The sequence below is a fragment of the Gordonia sp. SL306 genome (assembly GCF_026625785.1).
In the GTDB taxonomy this organism is placed as follows: Bacteria; Actinomycetota; Actinomycetes; order Mycobacteriales; family Mycobacteriaceae; genus Gordonia.
In genome coordinates this window covers 4,323,863-4,341,318 of record NZ_CP113063.1, presented here as the reverse complement: position 1 = coordinate 4,341,318, position 17,456 = coordinate 4,323,863, and the positions used below count along the sequence as shown (strand labels likewise).

Sequence of the window (17,456 nt, the reverse complement as noted above, 5' to 3'; positions counted from 1 at the left end):
GAATATACCGGGTCGAGCATTGCATGCCAACCGTCGGTGTCGATCACTACTGTGGTCACCATGAGCACCGACAGCGTTGGCGAGCAGGAGCAGGGCGTCTACGTGACCACCGGCCAGGAGTTCGTCCGCGACACCCAATACATCGAGACCAGGATCACCCGGGACGGCCGGGACGGCTATCCCGTCGAGCCCGGGCGTTATCGGCTCGTCGCAGCCCGCGCGTGCCCCTGGGCGAACCGGACACTCATCGTCCGACGCCTCCTCGGCCTGGAGGACGCGATCTCGCTGGGACTCTGCGGCCCCACTCACGACGCCGATTCGTGGACCTTCGATCTCGATCCCGGTGGCGTCGACCCGGTGCTCGGCATCCCACGACTCAAGGACGCCTACGAGAAGAGGTTTCCCGGTTATCCCAAGGGCATCACCGTGCCCGCGGTCGTCGACACCCGCAGCGGCGCGGTGGTCACCAACGACTTCCCCCAGATCACCATCGATTTCGAGCTCGAATGGGCCGAGCACCATCGCGCGGGTGCACCGGAGCTGTATCCCGAACACCTCCGCGACGAGATCGACGAGGTGAACCGCGGCGTCTACACAGAGGTCAACAACGGGGTGTACCGGTGCGGGTTCGCCGGCAACCAGGACGCCTACGACAAGGCCTACGACCGCCTGTTCACCAAGCTCGACGAACTGTCCGACCGGCTTCGCACCAGGCGGTATCTGGTGGGCGACACCATCACCGAGGCCGATGTCCGCCTGTTCACCACCCTGGCCCGCTTCGATCCCGTCTATCACGGCCACTTCAAGTGCAACCGGAGCAAGCTGTCCGAGATGCCGGTGCTCTGGGCCTATGCCCGGGATCTGTTCCAGACGCCCGGCTTCGGTGACACCACCGACTTCGCACAGATCAAGCGTCATTACTACGTGGTGCACCGCGACATCAACCCGACGGGCGTCGTCCCCGACGGGCCGGATCTCACCAACTGGCTCACCCCGCATCATCGGGACGAGCTCGGTGGCCGTCCCTTCGGCGACGGCACGCCACCCGGTCCGCCGAAGCCCACCGAAGTCGTCCCTCCGGAAGGTCTGGTACCCACACATGGCTGACATCAGCAGACGCACCACCGGAACCGCCGGGCCCCGCCCCGGTCAGCGGCCGCCGGGCAAGGCCGTCGAGGTCACCGGCGGTCTGCTCGACCGCGCGCAGCGACTGCAGGGCCCGGCCGTCGCGAAGTACGTGCGCAATCTCCGTACCGCGCATCCCGAGGAGTCACCCGCACAGATCATCACGAGGCTCGAGAAGATCTACCTCACCGCGGTCACCGGCTCGGGTGGGGCCGTCGGCGCCACCGCGGCCGTACCAGGCGTCGGCACGATGACGGCGCTCGGTGCGATGACCGGCGAGACCGCATTCTTCCTCGAGGCCTCCGCACTGCTCGCCCTCTCGATCGCCGAGGTCCACGGCATCCCGGTGCACGATTCGGAGCGCCGGAAGACGCTGGTACTCGCGGTGGCCCTGGGCGAAGAAGGCGTGGTCGCACTGGGACGGCTGGTCGGCACGCAGGGCGGTGCGCTGCGCCGGCTCGGCGGAGCGGCCATCCCCGGTGGCGGTCTGGGCAAGCTCAACAAGACGCTCGTCAACAAGCTGACCAAGAAGTACGCCATCAAGCGCGCTCCCCTGGTGTTCGGCAAGCTGATGCCTGCCGGCATCGGCGCGATGATCGGCGGTATCGGCAACCGCGCGCTGGGCAAGCGCGTCATCACCAACTCCCGACAGGCATTCGGCCCACCCCCGACCACCTGGATCATCGACGGCCAGATCGTCGGGGACCCGGGCCTCCCAGCCGCCGGTGACCGGCGCAACCTGGATCGGTGACTCCGACGCTTCAGACCGAACCGCGATCGTCCCGACCGGGACCGGAGTCCACGTCACCTGACTCCTCGACGTCGCGTCCGTGGATCCGCCGATTGGCCTCCGAGAGCTGGCAGTTCCGGAACCTGGTGATCATCACCCTGGTGGTGACCGCGGTCGCCGTCGCCGTGGATCTGGTGGCGCCGCTGCTCGCCAAGGCTGCGATCGACCATGCCACCGGGGCCGTGCACGACGGTCTCTCGATCCAGGTCATCGTCGCGGCGTTGCTGGTCATCGCCGTCATCCGCTACGGATGCCAATTCGGCCGCAGGCTGACTGCGGGCAGGTTGTCGATCTCCGTGCAGAACGCATTGCGTCTGCGACTTCTCGACACACTGCTCCACCTGGACGGCAACGCGCAGAACCAGATCCGCACCGGCCAGATCGTCTCGCGGTCGATCTCGGATCTGCAGATCGTCCAGGGGTTGCTCGCGATGGTGCCGCTGTCGGCAGGCGCGGCGGTGCAGGTGGTTCTCGCGATCGGGATCATGGCGTACCTGTCGCCCCTGCTCACGTGCGTCGCCCTGCTGATCTTCCCGCTGGTCGGGTTCGTCGTGTTCCGCACGCGCCGTAAGCTTTTCGCGGCGACCTGGTCGGCCCAGCAGGCCGCCGCCGACGTGGCGCAGCACGTCGAGGAGACCGTGACCGGTGTACGGGTGGTGAAGGGATTCGGCCAGGAGGGCCGTGCGGTCGACGAACTCGTCGGCCTCGGCGCGCGGCTGTATTCATTGCGCCTGCGGGCCGGGAAGATCAACGCGCGCTTCACTCCGACGATGGCGGCCATCCCCCAGCTCGGGATGGTCGCGGTGATCGCCGTCGGCGGGTACCTCACGATGCACGGTCACATCACCGCGGGCACGTTCCTGGCCTTCGCGACCTACGTGGCCTCGATGACCGCGCTCGCCCGCCTGCTGACCAACCTGGTCGTCAGCGCCCAGTTGGCGCGGGCCGCCGTCGACCGCGTGTACGACGTGATCGAGCATCCGCACGATCCGGCCGAGTCGAACACCGACACCCTCCCCGACGGTCCGCTCGGACTCCGGCTGCGCGGGGTCGGGTTCTCCTTCGGCGACCGACCCGTCCTCTCCGACGTGGACCTCACCGTCGCGCCGGGTGAGTGCGTCGCGGTGGTGGGCGGGCCGGGTTCCGGGAAGTCGACGCTCGCCGATCTCGCGGGGCGCTACTACCGGCCCGACTCCGGCGTCGTCGAACTGCTGTCGGCCGACGGCGCACATCCCGTCGACGACCTCGCACCCGACGCCCTGCACGCCGCGGTGTCGGTGGTGTTCGACGAACCGTTCCTCTACTCGGACACGATCGCCGCCAACATCGCGCTCGGTCCTGGTGAGACGGCAACGACCGACGGCACGCCCAGCCGACGCCTGCTCTCGGCCGCCCGACGGGCCGACGCATACGAGTTCGTCGAAGGACTACCGGACGGCTTCGACACCGTGGTCGGCGAGCGCGGACTCACGCTGTCCGGCGGGCAGCGCCAACGCGTGGCATTGGCTCGCGCGCTCTACGCCGACTCCCGGATTCTCGTCCTCGACGACGCCACGTCCGCGGTGGACGCGACCACCGAGTCACAGATCCTGCACGGTTTACGCGCCGAACGTCGCACGATGCTCCTGCTGGCACATCGCCGCTCCACCCTGACCCTCGCCGATCGCGTCGCCGTCCTCGACGCCGGCCGCATCGTGGACGTCGGTACCGTCGCCGAGCTCGACGAGCGGTGTGACCTGTTCGGCTCGCTGATGGCGTCGGCAGACCCGGAACAGGCCGGCAGGCGTGCCGTCCACCGGCCGCCGCCCGCACTGGGACTCGATCAGCTGTGGCCCGACGACGCACCGGAAGTCGACGATCCGACGATCCGACGACCCATCGTCGCGACCACGGGCCCCGGCGGTGGCGGAGCCCGCGGTGGTGGCGGGATCGGCGGCGCCCTCGGTTCGATGCCTGCCACCCCCGAGCTGCTCGCCGCGGTCGACGCCCTGCCGCCCGCCGACGAGAGTCCCCGTGTGGATGTCGATGCGGCGCGCGCCGAGAGCCGCTCGTTCTCACTGCGCGGGCTGCTGAGCCCGGTGCAGTGGTTGATCGTGGCGGCCATCCTCGCGATCGCGGTGGACACCCTCGTCGGGCTGGCATTCCCGTCCCTCGCGCGAGCCGTGATCGACGCCGCCACGCATGCCGACGAATCCACGCTGTGGCGGGCCACGGCGATCGGCGTGGTGCTGGTCGCCGTGGGGTGGGTCGGGTCGTCGGCGGAGATCGTCTTCGCGACCCGCGCAGGCGAACGCGTCCTGTTCGGTCTCCGTGTGCGCAGCTACGCCCACCTGCAGCGACTCGGCCTCGACTACTACGAGCGCGAGCTGTCCGGTCGGATCATGACGCGGATGACCACCGATGTCGACGCGCTCTCGACCTTTCTCCAGACAGGTTTGTCGACTGCCGTCGTGGCCGCGTTCACCCTTGTCGGCGTGTCCGTCGCATTGGTGATCACCGATCCCCTGCTCGGCGCCCTGATGCTCCCGGTCTTCCCGGTCCTGATCGTCGCCACGATCATCTTCCGGCGCATCTCGTCGGTCGCCTACACCCGGTCCCGCGAGCTGGTCAGCATCGTGAACGCCGACTTCCAGGAGAACATCGCCGGCATCAAGACCACGCAGACCTACCGCCACACCTCCGCCGCGACGTCCCGATTCACCCGGCGGACATTCGACTGGGTGCATGCCCGGATGGTGTCGCAGAAGGCGATCGCCACCTACTTCCCGTTCATCACGCTGATGTCGGACCTCGCATCGGCCGTCGCCATCGCCGTCGGTGCCCACCAGATCACCACCGGCTCCCTGTCGGCCGGCACCCTGGTGGCCTTCGTCCTCTACCTGTCCATGCTGTTCGGGCCGGTCCAACAGCTGTCCCAGGTGTTCGACGGATACCAGCAGGCAGTGGTCGGTCTGCGGCGGATCTCCGATCTGCTGGGCACCCCGAGCTCGCTGATCCGGCGCGACGACGTCGTGACCACGCCTAGCGGCGGGTTCGACGGTCGCGCGGTCCTCGACGACGTGAGTTTCCGCTACAGCGGCGCGGATCGCGATGCGCTGTCGGACATCGACCTGACCATCCCGCCCGGGACGTCGCTGGCCCTCGTCGGCAAGACGGGCGCCGGGAAGTCGACCATCGTCAAGCTCCTCGCCCGTTACTACGACCCGACGTCGGGAGCGGTCCGGATGGACGGAACCGACATCCGCGATTTCGCTCTCGCCGACTACCGCGGTCGTCTCGGCGTGGTCCCCCAGGAACCGCACCTGTTCACCGGGACGGTCGCGGAGAACATCGCCTACGGCCGGCCCGACGCGGATCGCCGGGCGATCGCCGCGGCGGCTCACGCCGTCGGCGCCGCGGGGATGATCGCGGGACTACCCGGTCGGATGAACCACCCGATCGGCGAGCGAGGCCAGGGCCTGTCGTCGGGACAGCGGCAACTGATCGCGCTGGCCCGCGCGGAACTCGTCGAACCCGATCTGCTGCTGCTCGACGAGGCGACCGCGACGCTGGACCAGGCCACCGAGGCGCTCGTGCTCGCAGCAGGCGAGGCACTCACGCACCGCCGGACGTCGGTCATCGTTGCGCACCGGCTCGCCACGGCGGCCCGCGCCGACACGATCGCAGTGGTCGATCAGGGCCGGATCGTGGAGCGGGGAACTCATACCGAGCTGCTGGCGTTGGGACAGAGGTACCGCGCGTTCTGGGATGCTGGTGTCGCTCCCGATGCAGACGGTATTGCCACCGCTGGTGACCAGCAGCTCAGGTGAGTCGGACAGTGAGGTCCACCGCACGTCGTGCATCGCGCACGCGTACCATCGGCAGGTGGTTTGCCGATAGTCTTCACAAGGGACTTTCTCGGTGACAAGCGACCCGACACCAGAGGGAATTGAGGCGAGATACCGCTGTGAGCAGTTCGATTTCAGATTTCGGACAAAATACGTGGCTGGTCGAGGAAATGTACCAGCAGTACAAGAAGGACCCCACGTCAGTTGACCCGAGCTGGCACGAGTTCCTCGCCAATTACGACCCGAGCGTGAACGGTGACGCCGAGACGAGCGCGACCGCCGCGGGCAACGGCACCACGGCCGCCCGCGACAGCGGTGCCGCGACGCCTGATGGCAGTGCCCCCGCCGCGGCCACCTCACCGAAGGCCTCGGCGCCCGCGACCACCACCAAGACCTCGAGCTCGCAGAACAAGCAGGTGACGCTCGACCAGCAGCCGACGGCCTCCACGCCGGCACGCAAGTCCGGACCCGCACGGGAATCGACGGCGACGAAGGCCGCATCCGGCCAGAGCACCGCCAGCCGCGACGGCTCGTCCCGGTCCCACAACCGGGCGAAGAGCCCGGTGAACGCGTCCGCGACGACCCCATCGGAAGACGAGAACAAGGTTCTGCGCGGCCCCGCGGCCGCGATCGCCAAGAACATGGCCGCGTCGCTCAACGTGCCGACCGCCACGAGCGTGCGCGCCATCCCGGCGAAGCTGATGATCGACAACCGCATCGTCATCAACAACCACCTCGCCCGCACCCGCGGCGGCAAGATCAGCTTCACCCACATCCTCGGCTACGCGATCGTCCAGGCGATCAAGGCGTTCCCGAACATGAACCGCCACTTCGCCGAGGTCGACGGCAAACCCAACGTCGTCACGCCGGCCCACACCAACCTCGGTCTGGCCATCGATCTGGTCGGCAAGGACGGTAACCGCACACTGGTGGTCGCGGCCATCAAGGGTTGCGAGACCATGGGTTTCGCCGAGTTCTACAGCGCCTACCAGGACATCGTGCGCCGTGCGCGTGACGGCAAGCTCACCGGCGACGATTTCGCGGGCGTGACCGTCTCGCTGACCAACCCCGGGACGATCGGCACGGTCCACTCGGTGCCCCGCCTGATGAAGGGGCAGGGCGCGATCATCGGCGCAGGCGCGATGGAGTACCCCGCGGAGTTCCAGGGCGCCAGCGACGAGCAGATCGCCGAACTCGGTGTCGGCAAGCTGATGACGCTGACGTCGACCTATGACCATCGGATCATCCAGGGTGCGGAGTCGGGCGACTTCCTTCGGACCATCCACGAGCTGCTCCTCGACGACGCGTTCTACGACGAGATCTTCACCGCGTTCCACATCCCGTACGAGCCGGTCCGCTGGCGTCGCGACATCCCCGCGGGGCTCGTCGACAAGAGCACCCGCGTGCTGGAACTCATTGCTGCATACCGCAGTCGCGGCCATCTGATGGCCGACATCGACCCGCTGATGCTCGACAGCGACGCGCGGGCGAGCCATCCGGACCTCAACGTGCTCACCTACGGCCTGACCCTCTGGGATCTCGACCGCTCCTTCAGCGTCGGCGGGTTCCACGGCCAGGAGAAGATGAAGCTGCGCGACGTGCTGTCGATCCTGCGCGACGCGTACTGCCGACATGTCGGCGTCGAGTACACCCACATCCTCGAGCCCGAGCAGCAGCGCTGGGTGCAGGAGCGCGTCGAGGTCAAGCATGTCAAGCCGCCGGTCGCCGAGCAGAAATACATCCTGTCAAAGCTCAATGCGGCCGAGGCGTTCGAGACCTTCCTGCAGACCAAGTACGTCGGGCAGAAGCGCTTCTCGCTCGAAGGTGCCGAAGCGGTCATCCCGATGATGGATGCGGTGATCGATCAGGGCGCCGAGCACAGCCTCGAAGAGGTCGTGGTCGGCATGCCCCACCGTGGTCGCCTGAATGTGCTCGCCAACATCGTCGGCAAGCCGTACTCGAAGATCTTCACCGAGTTCGAGGGCAACCTGAACCCGTCGCAGGCACACGGTTCCGGCGACGTGAAATACCACCTCGGCGCCGAGGGCAAGTACTACCAGATGTTCGGCGACAACGAGATCAACGTGTCGCTGACCGCCAACCCCAGCCACCTCGAGGCCGTCGACCCGGTTCTGGAAGGCCTCGTCCGCGCCAAGCAGGACCTCCTCGGCGACGACGAGTCGTTCCCGATTCTGCCGCTGATGCTGCACGGTGACGCGGCCTTCGCCGGCCAGGGTGTGGTCGCCGAGACGCTGAACATGGCGATGCTCCCGGGCTACCGCACCGGCGGCACCATCCACATCGTCGTGAACAACCAGGTCGGATTCACCACCGCCCCGGAGCATTCCCGATCGACCGAGTACTGCACCGACGTCGCGAAGATGATCGGCGCGCCGATCTTCCACGTCAACGGCGACGATCCCGAGGCGTGCGTGTGGGTCGGGAAGCTGGCCGTCGACTACCGGCAGGCCTTCGGCAAGGACGTCGTGATCGACCTCGTCTGCTTCCGTCGTCGCGGCCACAACGAGGGTGACGACCCGTCGATGACCCAGCCGGCCATGTACGAGGTGATCGACACCAAGCGCGGCGTCCGCAAGAGCTACACCGAGGCCCTGATCGGTCGTGGTGACATCTCGACCAAGGAGGCCGAGGACGCCCTGCGCGACTACCAGGGCCAGCTGGAGCGGGTGTTCAACGAGGTCAAGGAGCTCGAGAAGTATCACGCCGAGCCGAGTCCGTCGATCCTGGCCGACCAGACGCTGCCGACCAAGCTGGTGACGGCCGTCGACAAGGAGGTGCTCGCTAGCATCGGCGACGCATTCCTCAATGTGCCGGAAGGCTTCACGCCGCACCCGCGGGTGAAGCCGGTGCTCGAGCGTCGCCACGAGATGTCGCGCCACGGCGGTGTCGACTGGGCTTTCGCCGAGCTCCTGGCGTTCGGCTCGCTCGTCCTCGAGGGGCGCACTGTCCGACTGTCCGGACAGGACTCGCGCCGCGGCACGTTCACCCAGCGCCACTCGGTGCTCATCGATCGTGACAGCGGCTCCGAGTACACCCCGCTCAATCACCTCAAGCCGGTGAACGGCGAGGACAGCGACGACAACGGCGGCCGCTTCATGGCGTACGACTCGCCGCTGTCGGAGTTCGCGGTGGTCGGCTTCGAGTACGGCTATTCGGTCGGCAATCCCGATGCGCTGGTCATGTGGGAGGCGCAGTTCGGCGACTTCGTCAACGGCGCCCAGTCCATCATCGACGAGTTCATCTCGTCCGGTGAGGCGAAGTGGGGACAGCTCTCCGACGTCGTGCTGTTGCTCCCCCACGGTCACGAAGGTCAGGGACCCGACCACACGTCCGGTCGTATCGAGCGCTTCCTGCAGCTATGTGCCGAGGGCTCGATGACCGTCGCGCTGCCGTCGACCCCGGCGAGCTACTTCCACCTCCTGCGTCGCCACGTGCTCGACGGCATCAGCCGACCGCTGGTGGTGTTCACGCCGAAGTCGATGCTCCGCAACAAGCAGGCGGTCAGCCCGATCGAGGAGTTCACCGACGACAAGTTCCGCTCGGTCATCGACGACCCGAAGTTCATCTCGGGCGACGGCGATCGCGACAAGGTCAAGCGCGTCCTGCTGGTGAGCGGCAAGCTCTACTACGAGATCGCCGCGCGCCGCGACAAGGAGAAGCGCGACGACATCGCGGTCGTCCGCATCGAGCAGCTCTACCCGGTGCCGCATCGTCGTCTCCGCAACACCCTCGAGCAGTACGGCAACGCCGACGACTTCGTGTGGGTGCAGGAGGAGCCGGCCAATCAGGGTCCGTGGCCGTTCCTCGGCCTGTGGCTGCCCGAGATGCTGCCGGACCTGCTCAAGGGTCTGCGCCGCGCTTCGCGTCGCCCGATGTCGGCGCCGTCGTCGGGCTCGAGCAAGGTGCACGCCGTCGAGCAGCAGGAGATCCTCGACGAGGCGTTCGGCTGATCTGACGCTATCGACGTGTGGCGGGTGCCCCAGGGCACCCGCCACACGTGTCTCTCACCCCCTCCGCCGACAGCAACATCAGTCCCGCCGACAGCAACACAATTTGCACCGACAGCAACCCACGCACCTCAGAAGTAGCCGCCACGGGAGCGCAGGGCCCGCTCGATCTCCATCACCACTCCCCACGGATCGGTTCGGAGGCGGACCGCGTCGATGCGGATGATGATCCAGCCGAGGTCGCGCAGTCGCGCATCGCGAGCCTCGTCCCGCGCCCGCTGCGCCGGCGACGTGTGGAAATCCGCACCGTCGAATTCGATCGCGACCTTCGGCCGGACGTATCCGAGGTCGATGCGGGCGAAGATTCGCCCATCGTCGTCGACCACCTCGATCTGAAGTTCCGGGGTGGGTAATTCCGATCGATGCATCAGCAGGCGCACCCAACTCTCGGGTGGCGACTCCGCATCGCCGTCGACCAGCGGAAGCAACTCGCGCAACTGCCGAACCCCACGGTGCCCGGCGAATCGTTCGGCGTAACGTCGCACCTCGTCTGCCCCGAAGCCGCCGGCTCGCGCGAGATCGTCGAGGTGGCCGAGCGCGCGCCATGGTGGGCCCACTCGCCCGAGGTCGAAAGCCGTGCGGACCACCGACGTCACGGCGATGCCATCGATCTCGACGACGTCGTCGGGGACGAGTCCGGCCCGACGCGCCACCGTACGCCCACGTCCGGGCCGGTTTCCCGCCTCGGGACCACGAACGAGTTCGACGGTGAAATCGCCGTCGTGCCAGAGGCCCCCGTGCATGATCTTCGCCGCGATCCCCCCGACGATCACGTCGTCGGGGGCGCAACGACTCGTCGCGGCGATCCGTTCTCGCGGCGAGAGGATCGCCGTCCGCTCGACATACACGTTGCCGTGCAGTCGGGCGAAGGCGGCGTCGAAGACCTCGGGCGTCATGTCGGAGCGTTCGAGTGCCTGCTGCCGCCTGACGACGCGCCTGTCGGATTCCGGAGTGGTTTTCATCATGATCATTGGACGCGCCGGCCAGGGGACAGGACTTCCCCGTCTCGCGATCTGTGGACAAACCGTCGCCCCGCCGGTCATCGTCAGGCGCCTGTGGATAGCCTCGCCCAGATCCCGGTTGCTCTCGCGTAAGGCCACGTTGCTGTCGGCAGGATTCCCGTTGCTGTCGGCGGGAAACGGGTTGCCGTCGGCGGGAAACGGGTTGCCGCCGGCGGGAAAAGGGTTGCTGTCGGCGGGCAATCAGTCCTGCGGGACGACGCCGGCGAGGGCCGGAAGCGCGGCACTGATCAACGCGAGCAACTGATCACGATCGATCACCGGATCGGTGAGCCACCTGATCGTGGTGTCCTCGACGAAGGAGATCCAGCCCTGCACGGTCAGCTCGACGACCGGGGTCACCGCGATCCCCAGCGCCGGCGCGTGGTCGAGAACGCGGGCCGCCATGACGGCGCGGGTCTGGTCGAACACCTCGCGCATCGCCGGGTCGGCGCTCGATGACCCGCGCATGAAGGCCATGTACGCCTCCCGATTGTCGGTGACGTAATCGATGAACGCCGACATCGAGGCCGAGAGCATCACAAGTGGATCGCCGAGCGCCGGATCGGGCTCGGTCCGCTCGAGCATCTCGTCAGCCTGCGCCCGGGCGATGGCGACGTGAAAGTCCTGCTTCGACTCGAAGTAGTGGAACAGCAGTGCCCGTGACACCCCCGCGGCCTCCGCGATGGCGTCGATCGACACCTGCTCGAGCGGGCGATCGCGCACCATGTCGAGCCCGAGCTCGACGAGTTGGTCGCGCCGGGCTTCCGGACTCATCCGCGTGCGCTTGGCCGCCGGCACAGAACCCGAGGTCACCGCCATGGTCTGAATGTCCTCTCGTTCGCCGTCGTTGCTGGTTGACTCCACCGTAGGCCTTTATTGATCAAGATTCAATAAGCTATTGACGGCCGTTCAGTAGACGTTTATGGTGAGACCATGACAATGATCGATGTACAGATCGCCATCATCGGAGCGGGGTTCTCCGGCCTCGGCGCAGCCATCAAGCTCAAGCAGAACGGCTTCGACGACTTCATGGTCATCGACCGTGGGTCGGATTTCGGCGGCACCTGGCGCGACAACACCTATCCGGGCGCGGCCTGCGATGTGCCATCGCACCTCTACTCGTATTCGTTCGCCCACAATCCGGAGTGGTCACGCTCGTACTCCCACCAGCCGGAGATCCATCGCTACATCAACGATGTCGCAGAGCGCCACGCCGTGCGCTCCCACACCCGGTTCCAGACCGAGGTGGAACATGCCGAGTGGCACGAAGACGAGCGTCGCTGGATCCTCGACGTGGTGCGCGACGGGCAGCGCGAGCAGGTTCGCGCACAGATCATGATCGGCGCGATAGGGCCACTCTGTGAGCCCAACCTCCCCGACATCGATGGCTTCGACGACTTCCAGGGCACCATCGTGCACTCGGCCCGCTGGGACGACGACGTCGACTTCACCGGGAAGCGTGTCGCGGTGATCGGCACCGGGGCCTCGGCCATCCAGCTGGTGCCCGAACTCGCCAAGGTCGCCGGCAGGCTCGACGTCTACCAGCGCACCGCACCCTGGATCGTGCCCCGCACCGAACGCGCCTACTCGGCGACCGAGAAGTGGGCCTTCGCCAAGGTTCCCGGTTACCAGTCGGCCGTCCGCGGCGCGATCTATGCGATGAACGAGGTCACCGCATTCGGTCTGACCTACTCGCCCAAGTCGCTCAAGCCGGTCGAACTGGTGTGCCGCGCGAACATCGCCCGCTCGATCCGCGACCCAGAACTCCGCACGAAGGCGACCCCGACGTTCCAGGTCGGCTGCAAGCGCATCCTGCGCTCCAATGAGTGGTATCCCGCGATCGCACGTCCCAACGTCGATCTCGTCACCGATGGCATCGCCTCGATCACCGAGAACGGGATCGCCGACAAGAACGGCACCGTTCGCGACGCCGACGTGATCGTGGTTGCCACCGGTTTCCACGTCACCGACTCCCCCGTCTTCGACAAGATCGTCGGCGCCGCAGGCCGCAGCCTCGCCAATGTGTGGGAAGAGATCGGCATGCAGGGCTACAAGGGTTCGTTCGTCAATGGCTTCCCGAACATGATGCTGATGGTCGGACCGTCGACCGGCCTCGGTCACACCTCCATGGTGTACATGATCGAGTCCCAGTTGAACTACCTCGTCGACTATCTGAAGACGGTTCGCGCACAGGGCATCACGCGCACCGACGTCACCCTGGCGGCCCAGCAGCGCTACAACGCAGAGGTCCAGCACGATCTGCGCAACAGCGTGTGGGTCAACGGCGGATGCGCATCGTGGTACAAGGACCACCACGGCAACATCACCACGCTGTGGCCGGGATTCACGTTCAACTTCCGTCGTATCACCCGGCAGTTCGACATCGCCGCCTACGATGTGGAACGCCGTGGGACGCGCACACTCCCGGCCGAATCCGCCGACGCGCAGCCGGCACCGGCCACCGCCTGACTGCCGCAACCCACACCAACCGAGGAGTACACATGAAGGACTTTCGCGACAAGGTCGTCGTCATCACCGGCGCCGGATCGGGCATGGGCCGCGACCTGGCGGTCAAGCTGGCACGCAAGGGCGCCAAGCTCGCCATCTCGGACATGAACCCCGACGGCCTGGCGGGCACCGAGAAACTGGTCGCCGAGACCGGTGCGCCGGTCCACGCGCAGATCCTGAACGTCGCCGAGCGCGAGGCCGTTCTCGACTACGCGGAAACCGTTGTGGCGCACTACGGCAAGGTCAATGTGATCTTCAACAACGCCGGCATCGCACATCACGGCGAGATCGAGCGGACCGAGTTCAAGGACATCGAGCGCGTCATGGACGTCGACTACTGGGGCGTGGTCAACGGCACCAAGGCGTTCCTGCCGCACATCATCGCGTCCGGTGACGGCCATATCGTCAACACGTCGTCACTGTTCGGGCTTCTCTCCGAACCCGGTCAGGCGGCGTACAACTCGGCAAAGTTCGCCGTTCGCGGCTTCACCGAGGCCCTCAACCAGGAGATGATCCTGGCGAAGTACCCGGTCAAGGTCACGTGCGTGCACCCCGGCGGCATCAAGACGGCGATCGCACGCAACGCCACCTCATCCGGCGACCACGACCAGAAGAAGTCCGCGGAGTTCTTCGACCGTTACCTCGCCCGGATGACCTCCGAGGATGCCGCCGACGTGATCATCAACGGTGTGCAGAAGAACCGGGCCAGGGTATTGGTGGGCACGGACGCGAAGCTCCTCGATCTCTGGGTGCGTCTCGTCGCGTCCGGCTACCAGGGCATCACGGCACGGGTCACGGGATGGGCACTGAGCAAGGCGAAGTGATCGTCGCCCGCCCACGGGTGGCAGGCCGGACTACAGACCGTGTTCGGCCAGCCACGCGTTGGCGAGATCGGCGGGCGCCGCACCCGCAACAGCCCGTCGCGTCAGTGTCGCGAGGTCCGCGGTGGTCATCTCGCCTGCGACCTTGTTGATCGTCTTCACCTGATCGCGGGACAACGCCGCCGTCCGATACACCGGCACCAGCTGCTCGGCGCGCGGTCCCGTCGCGACCACCGCCCGGTCACCCGGCGCATCCTCGGAGGTCGACTCGACAGGCGCGGTCGTGCCCGTTGCACCTTTCTCCGTCGCCGACTTCGGCGCGGTCAGCGCCCGGATGTCGCCGGACGAGCCCTCGGCATCGTCGCCGGCGACGTCGAGCGGGGTCAGGAGCCCGACCGCGCCACCACCTGCGACCCGTCGGACCACCGCGGACGACGACGGCACCGATTCGACCGGGCCGAATCGGCAGCCGGCGGCACTGAGCGCATCGATCGTCGGTCCATCCGGGTGTCCGACCACCACCAGCGGCAGTCCGGGCGACAGTCGCGCACAGTGCGCGAGATCGGTGACCTCGTGGTCGGCGACCGAGGCCGCGACGAAGACCTGCGGCGTGGCCGAGACCGTCGTCGCATCGCCAACCGAAACACCTTGCGGTAGTGAACGATTCAGGTCGGTGAAGACGTCGTCGGCGGTGGGCGGCGTCAATTGCGGAGCAAGTTCGGACAGCAGCTGACCACTGAACGCCGGGAAGAGGTCCACGGTGGTGGCATCCATGTCGTCGAGCAGGGAACGGTAATCCCCGCGGGGCACGGTCGTCGAGACCGGAGTGCCTGAATGCCGCAAGGCGCCCGCATAGATCTGCGCCATCACCTGCATGGACGGAGATGTGGGCGCTCCCATCACCAGGCCGTCGTCGGAGGAATCGGCCTGGGAACACCCGGCCACTGCGGCGAGGGCGAGGACCATCAGGATCGCTGTCGCGGCACGCTTGATCACGCACCCACGTTAGCCGGACGCCGCGATGAAGCCCGCAATGGAGTCGGCGATCAGCTGAACCGCGATGGCGGCGAGCAGGAGACCGGCGATCTTGGCCAGCAGGGTGATCCCACCGACACCCAGCACCCGGATGAGGACGGTGGAATAGCGGAGCACGATCATCACGATGAGGTGGACGCTGATGATGGCCGCGGCAATCGCGAGATATCCACCTGCGTCGCCGGACACGCTGCTGACCTCGACGATGACCGCCGCGATCGCGCCGGGGCCGGCCAGCAGAGGTGTCCCCAGCGGGACCAGCGCGACGTTGACATCGTCACTGGCCTGCGGTTTGCCCGCGTTCCCCAGGCCGGTCAGCAACTGCAACGCGACCAGCAACAGCAACAGGCCGCCCGCCCCCTGCAGGGCCGGGATGCCGATGTGCAGGTAGCTCAGGATCGCCTTGCCACCGATCGCGAACACACTGATCACCAGCAGACTCACCAGCGGCGCCTGCCACGCGGCGCGTTTGCGGTATTCGGGCGATCGGTGGCCCACGAGGCTGAGGAACAACGGGATCTGCCCCGGCGGGTCCATGATCACGACCAGCGTGATCAGGGTGGTCGTGTAGACCGTCACGTCGAAGGGCACGCGGTGATCTTACGAGTAGCATCCGAGTCGTGCCCTCGATGCCACACCTGCGCGCCGGCGGACTCGTCCCCCCGCGCCGGGAGAAGAGGCCACTGCCCCGAATCCCGGTGCCGGTGGCCCGTGCCGTCGTCGACTGCGCGGTCTACGTCGACGGGCACCGCAAGCCCGGGCGCATCTCCTACACCGATGCACTCGATCGGGTGCGCTCGACGGGCGAGGGATTCGTCTGGCTCGGTCTGCACTCCCCCGACGACGAGCAGATGCAGGGCGTCGCCGAGGTGTTCGGCCTCCACGAGCTCGTGGTCGAGGACGCGGTCCACGCGCACCAGCGGCCAAAGCTCGAGGTCTATGACGAGACCCAGTTCCTGGTGCTGCGGACGGTCAAGTACGTCGAGCACGAGTCGATGGAGAAGGCCAGCGAGGTGGTCGAGACCGGCGAGATCATGATCTTCGTCGGGCCCGATTTCGTGATCACCGTGCGCCACGGCGACCACACCCACCTGTCCGGTCTGCGCCGACGACTCGAGGCCAGACCGGAGCGTCTCGTTCTCGGCCCGACCGCCGTCCTGCATGCGATCGCCGACCTCGTCGTTGACAGCTATCTCGCGGTCACCGACGAGATGGAGAGCGACATCCTCGCCATCGAGGAGGCCGTCTTCGGTCCGCGACGCTCACTGAACATCGATCCCGTCTATCTGCTCAAGCGCGAAGTCCTCGAACTCCGCCGGGCGGTGACCCCGCTGACCGGACCGCTGGCCCGCCTCACCGGACAGAACCCGTTGGTGCCCAAGGAGATCCGACGCCACTTCCGCGATGTCGCCGATCACCTGACCACGGTGATCGACCGGATCGTCGAGTACGACGAGGTGTTGTCGTCGTTGATCGGCACCGCGGCCGCAAAGGTGGGGATCCAGCAGAACACCGACATGCGCAAGATCTCGTCGTGGGTCGCGATCGCGGCGGTCCCCACCATGGTTGCGGGGATCTACGGCATGAACTTCGACTACATGCCCGAACTGCATCAGCATTGGGCCTATCCGACGGTGATCGTGCTGCTGATCGTCGCGTGCACGGGCCTGTGGGTGGTCTTCCGCCGCCACAACTGGCTGTGATCACCGACCAGAAGATCACCCGCCAGAGGATTGCCCGCTAGAGTTTGGCGGCCGCTCGATCCGGTGAGCGCACGTCGATCCCGGCCTCTGCCCAGGCATCGCGTAGCGCGGTCGCGCCCTTGAGTCGCACCCACGCCGCTTCGTTGGCGGTGATCGGAACGGCCCGCAGGAACCGCACCGGATCCATGGGCTCGTCCAGGGCCAGTTCGCCGAGGTCATCGGCCTCCAGCAGGACTGCGGTGCAGGCCGCACCGTCCCAGACCGGCTCGGAGAGGTCGATCAGGGCATCCTCCCCGATGATCAGACCTTCGACGGCCGGCGCCGCTGCCAGGGTCGCCATCCGCCGGTGCAGTCCCGGCAGCGGCGCACCTGCGTGCATCCTCACCACCAATTCGGCCCGCGGACCGCGTACCGGGTCAGCATGGATGTCGGTCGGTTCCGACATCGGATGGCGTGCGCACCCCACGGTGACGTACACGAGGTCGTCGCCGGTCACGGATCGCAGGACGTCGATCGGCTCCACGCCGAGGAAAGTCACCGACGCACGTTGCGGTTGCGCATCGAGTCGCTCGGCGAGGTACTCATTGATCCGGTCGGTGACGGCATCGCTCACGCATC

General features: G+C 67.0%; 12 protein-coding genes. 7 read left to right on the top strand and 5 right to left on the bottom strand.

Features of this window, described 5'->3' with window-relative positions; genetic code table 11:
- Positions 1 to 60: 60 nt before the first annotated feature.
- The 4 genes from OVA31_RS19870 (at position 61) to OVA31_RS19855 (ending at position 9,713) form a co-directional block, all read left to right on the top strand.
- Complete coding sequence (locus tag OVA31_RS19870) at positions 61 to 1,107, top strand: glutathione S-transferase family protein (RefSeq protein WP_267628312.1); 1,047 nt, start codon at positions 61 to 63, stop codon at positions 1,105 to 1,107.
- Complete coding sequence (locus OVA31_RS19865) at positions 1,100 to 1,876, top strand: hypothetical protein (protein WP_267628310.1); 777 nt, start codon at positions 1,100 to 1,102, stop codon at positions 1,874 to 1,876. The genes OVA31_RS19870 and OVA31_RS19865 overlap by 8 nt, the downstream gene beginning before the upstream one ends.
- A complete protein-coding gene (locus tag OVA31_RS19860; RefSeq protein WP_420714089.1) occupies positions 1,873 to 5,724 on the top strand; it encodes an ABC transporter ATP-binding protein in 3,852 nt (1,283 codons plus the stop codon). Before OVA31_RS19865 ends, OVA31_RS19860 begins: the two co-directional genes overlap by 4 nt.
- 137 nt (positions 5,725 to 5,861) lie before the next feature.
- Positions 5,862 to 9,713 carry a multifunctional oxoglutarate decarboxylase/oxoglutarate dehydrogenase thiamine pyrophosphate-binding subunit/dihydrolipoyllysine-residue succinyltransferase subunit gene (locus OVA31_RS19855; protein ID WP_267628308.1) on the top strand — a complete coding sequence of 1,284 codons (3,852 nt, stop codon included), beginning with the start codon at positions 5,862 to 5,864 and terminating at the stop codon, positions 9,711 to 9,713.
- Positions 9,714 to 9,841: 128 nt separating this feature from the next.
- On the opposite strand, the gene OVA31_RS19850 is transcribed toward OVA31_RS19855, so the two are convergent.
- Both OVA31_RS19850 and OVA31_RS19845 read right to left on the bottom strand, forming a co-directional pair.
- Positions 9,842 to 10,732, bottom strand: coding sequence for an endonuclease domain-containing protein (locus tag OVA31_RS19850; RefSeq protein WP_267628307.1), 891 nt, complete (start codon positions 10,730 to 10,732; stop codon positions 9,842 to 9,844).
- 240 nt (positions 10,733 to 10,972) lie between these two features.
- On the bottom strand, positions 10,973 to 11,590 hold the full coding sequence (locus OVA31_RS19845) for a TetR/AcrR family transcriptional regulator (RefSeq protein ID WP_267631617.1): 618 nt from the start codon (positions 11,588 to 11,590) through the stop codon (positions 10,973 to 10,975).
- Positions 11,591 to 11,704: 114 nt separating this feature from the next.
- Here OVA31_RS19845 and OVA31_RS19840 point away from each other — a divergent pair, with 114 nt between their 5' ends.
- Complete coding sequence (locus OVA31_RS19840) at positions 11,705 to 13,240, top strand: flavin-containing monooxygenase (protein WP_267628306.1); 1,536 nt, start codon at positions 11,705 to 11,707, stop codon at positions 13,238 to 13,240.
- A 32-nt stretch (positions 13,241 to 13,272) separates the two neighbouring features.
- Entirely contained in the window at positions 13,273 to 14,103 is an 831-nt protein-coding gene (locus OVA31_RS19835; RefSeq protein WP_267628305.1) for an SDR family NAD(P)-dependent oxidoreductase, read from the top strand.
- A gap of 30 nt (positions 14,104 to 14,133) precedes the next feature.
- On the opposite strand, the gene OVA31_RS19830 is transcribed toward OVA31_RS19835, so the two are convergent.
- Together OVA31_RS19830 and OVA31_RS19825 are read right to left on the bottom strand one after the other, a co-directional pair.
- Positions 14,134 to 15,096, bottom strand: a complete 963-nt coding sequence (locus OVA31_RS19830; protein WP_267628304.1) for a glycine/betaine ABC transporter substrate-binding protein — start codon at positions 15,094 to 15,096, stop codon at positions 14,134 to 14,136.
- A 9-nt stretch (positions 15,097 to 15,105) separates the two neighbouring features.
- Positions 15,106 to 15,726 carry a MarC family protein gene (locus OVA31_RS19825; protein WP_267628303.1) on the bottom strand — a complete coding sequence of 207 codons (621 nt, stop codon included), beginning with the start codon at positions 15,724 to 15,726 and terminating at the stop codon, positions 15,106 to 15,108.
- Positions 15,727 to 15,764: 38 nt separating this feature from the next.
- Between OVA31_RS19825 and OVA31_RS19820 the strand changes: the two genes are divergently transcribed.
- Positions 15,765 to 16,838, top strand: coding sequence for a magnesium and cobalt transport protein CorA (locus OVA31_RS19820; RefSeq protein WP_267631616.1), 1,074 nt, complete (start codon positions 15,765 to 15,767; stop codon positions 16,836 to 16,838).
- A gap of 37 nt (positions 16,839 to 16,875) precedes the next feature.
- Here OVA31_RS19820 and OVA31_RS19815 read toward each other — a convergent pair whose 3' ends face one another.
- The gene (locus tag OVA31_RS19815) at positions 16,876 to 17,451 is read right to left on the bottom strand and encodes a suppressor of fused domain protein (RefSeq protein ID WP_164308513.1); all 576 of its coding nucleotides are present in this window, start codon (positions 17,449 to 17,451) and stop codon (positions 16,876 to 16,878) included.
- Positions 17,452 to 17,456: the final 5 nt, after the last annotated feature.

Coding starts and splice junctions, on each gene's coding strand:
- OVA31_RS19870 (WP_267628312.1), top strand. CDS start 61: ATGAGCACCGACAGCGTTGGCGAGCAGGAGCAGGGCGTCTACGTGACC.
- OVA31_RS19865 (WP_267628310.1), top strand. CDS start 1,100: ATGGCTGACATCAGCAGACGCACCACCGGAACCGCCGGGCCCCGCCCC.
- OVA31_RS19845 (WP_267631617.1), bottom strand. CDS start 11,590: ATGGCGGTGACCTCGGGTTCTGTGCCGGCGGCCAAGCGCACGCGGATG.
- OVA31_RS19820 (WP_267631616.1), top strand. CDS start 15,765: ATGCCACACCTGCGCGCCGGCGGACTCGTCCCCCCGCGCCGGGAGAAG.
- OVA31_RS19850 (WP_267628307.1), bottom strand. CDS start 10,732: ATGAAAACCACTCCGGAATCCGACAGGCGCGTCGTCAGGCGGCAGCAG.
- OVA31_RS19840 (WP_267628306.1), top strand. CDS start 11,705: ATGACAATGATCGATGTACAGATCGCCATCATCGGAGCGGGGTTCTCC.
- OVA31_RS19835 (WP_267628305.1), top strand. CDS start 13,273: ATGAAGGACTTTCGCGACAAGGTCGTCGTCATCACCGGCGCCGGATCG.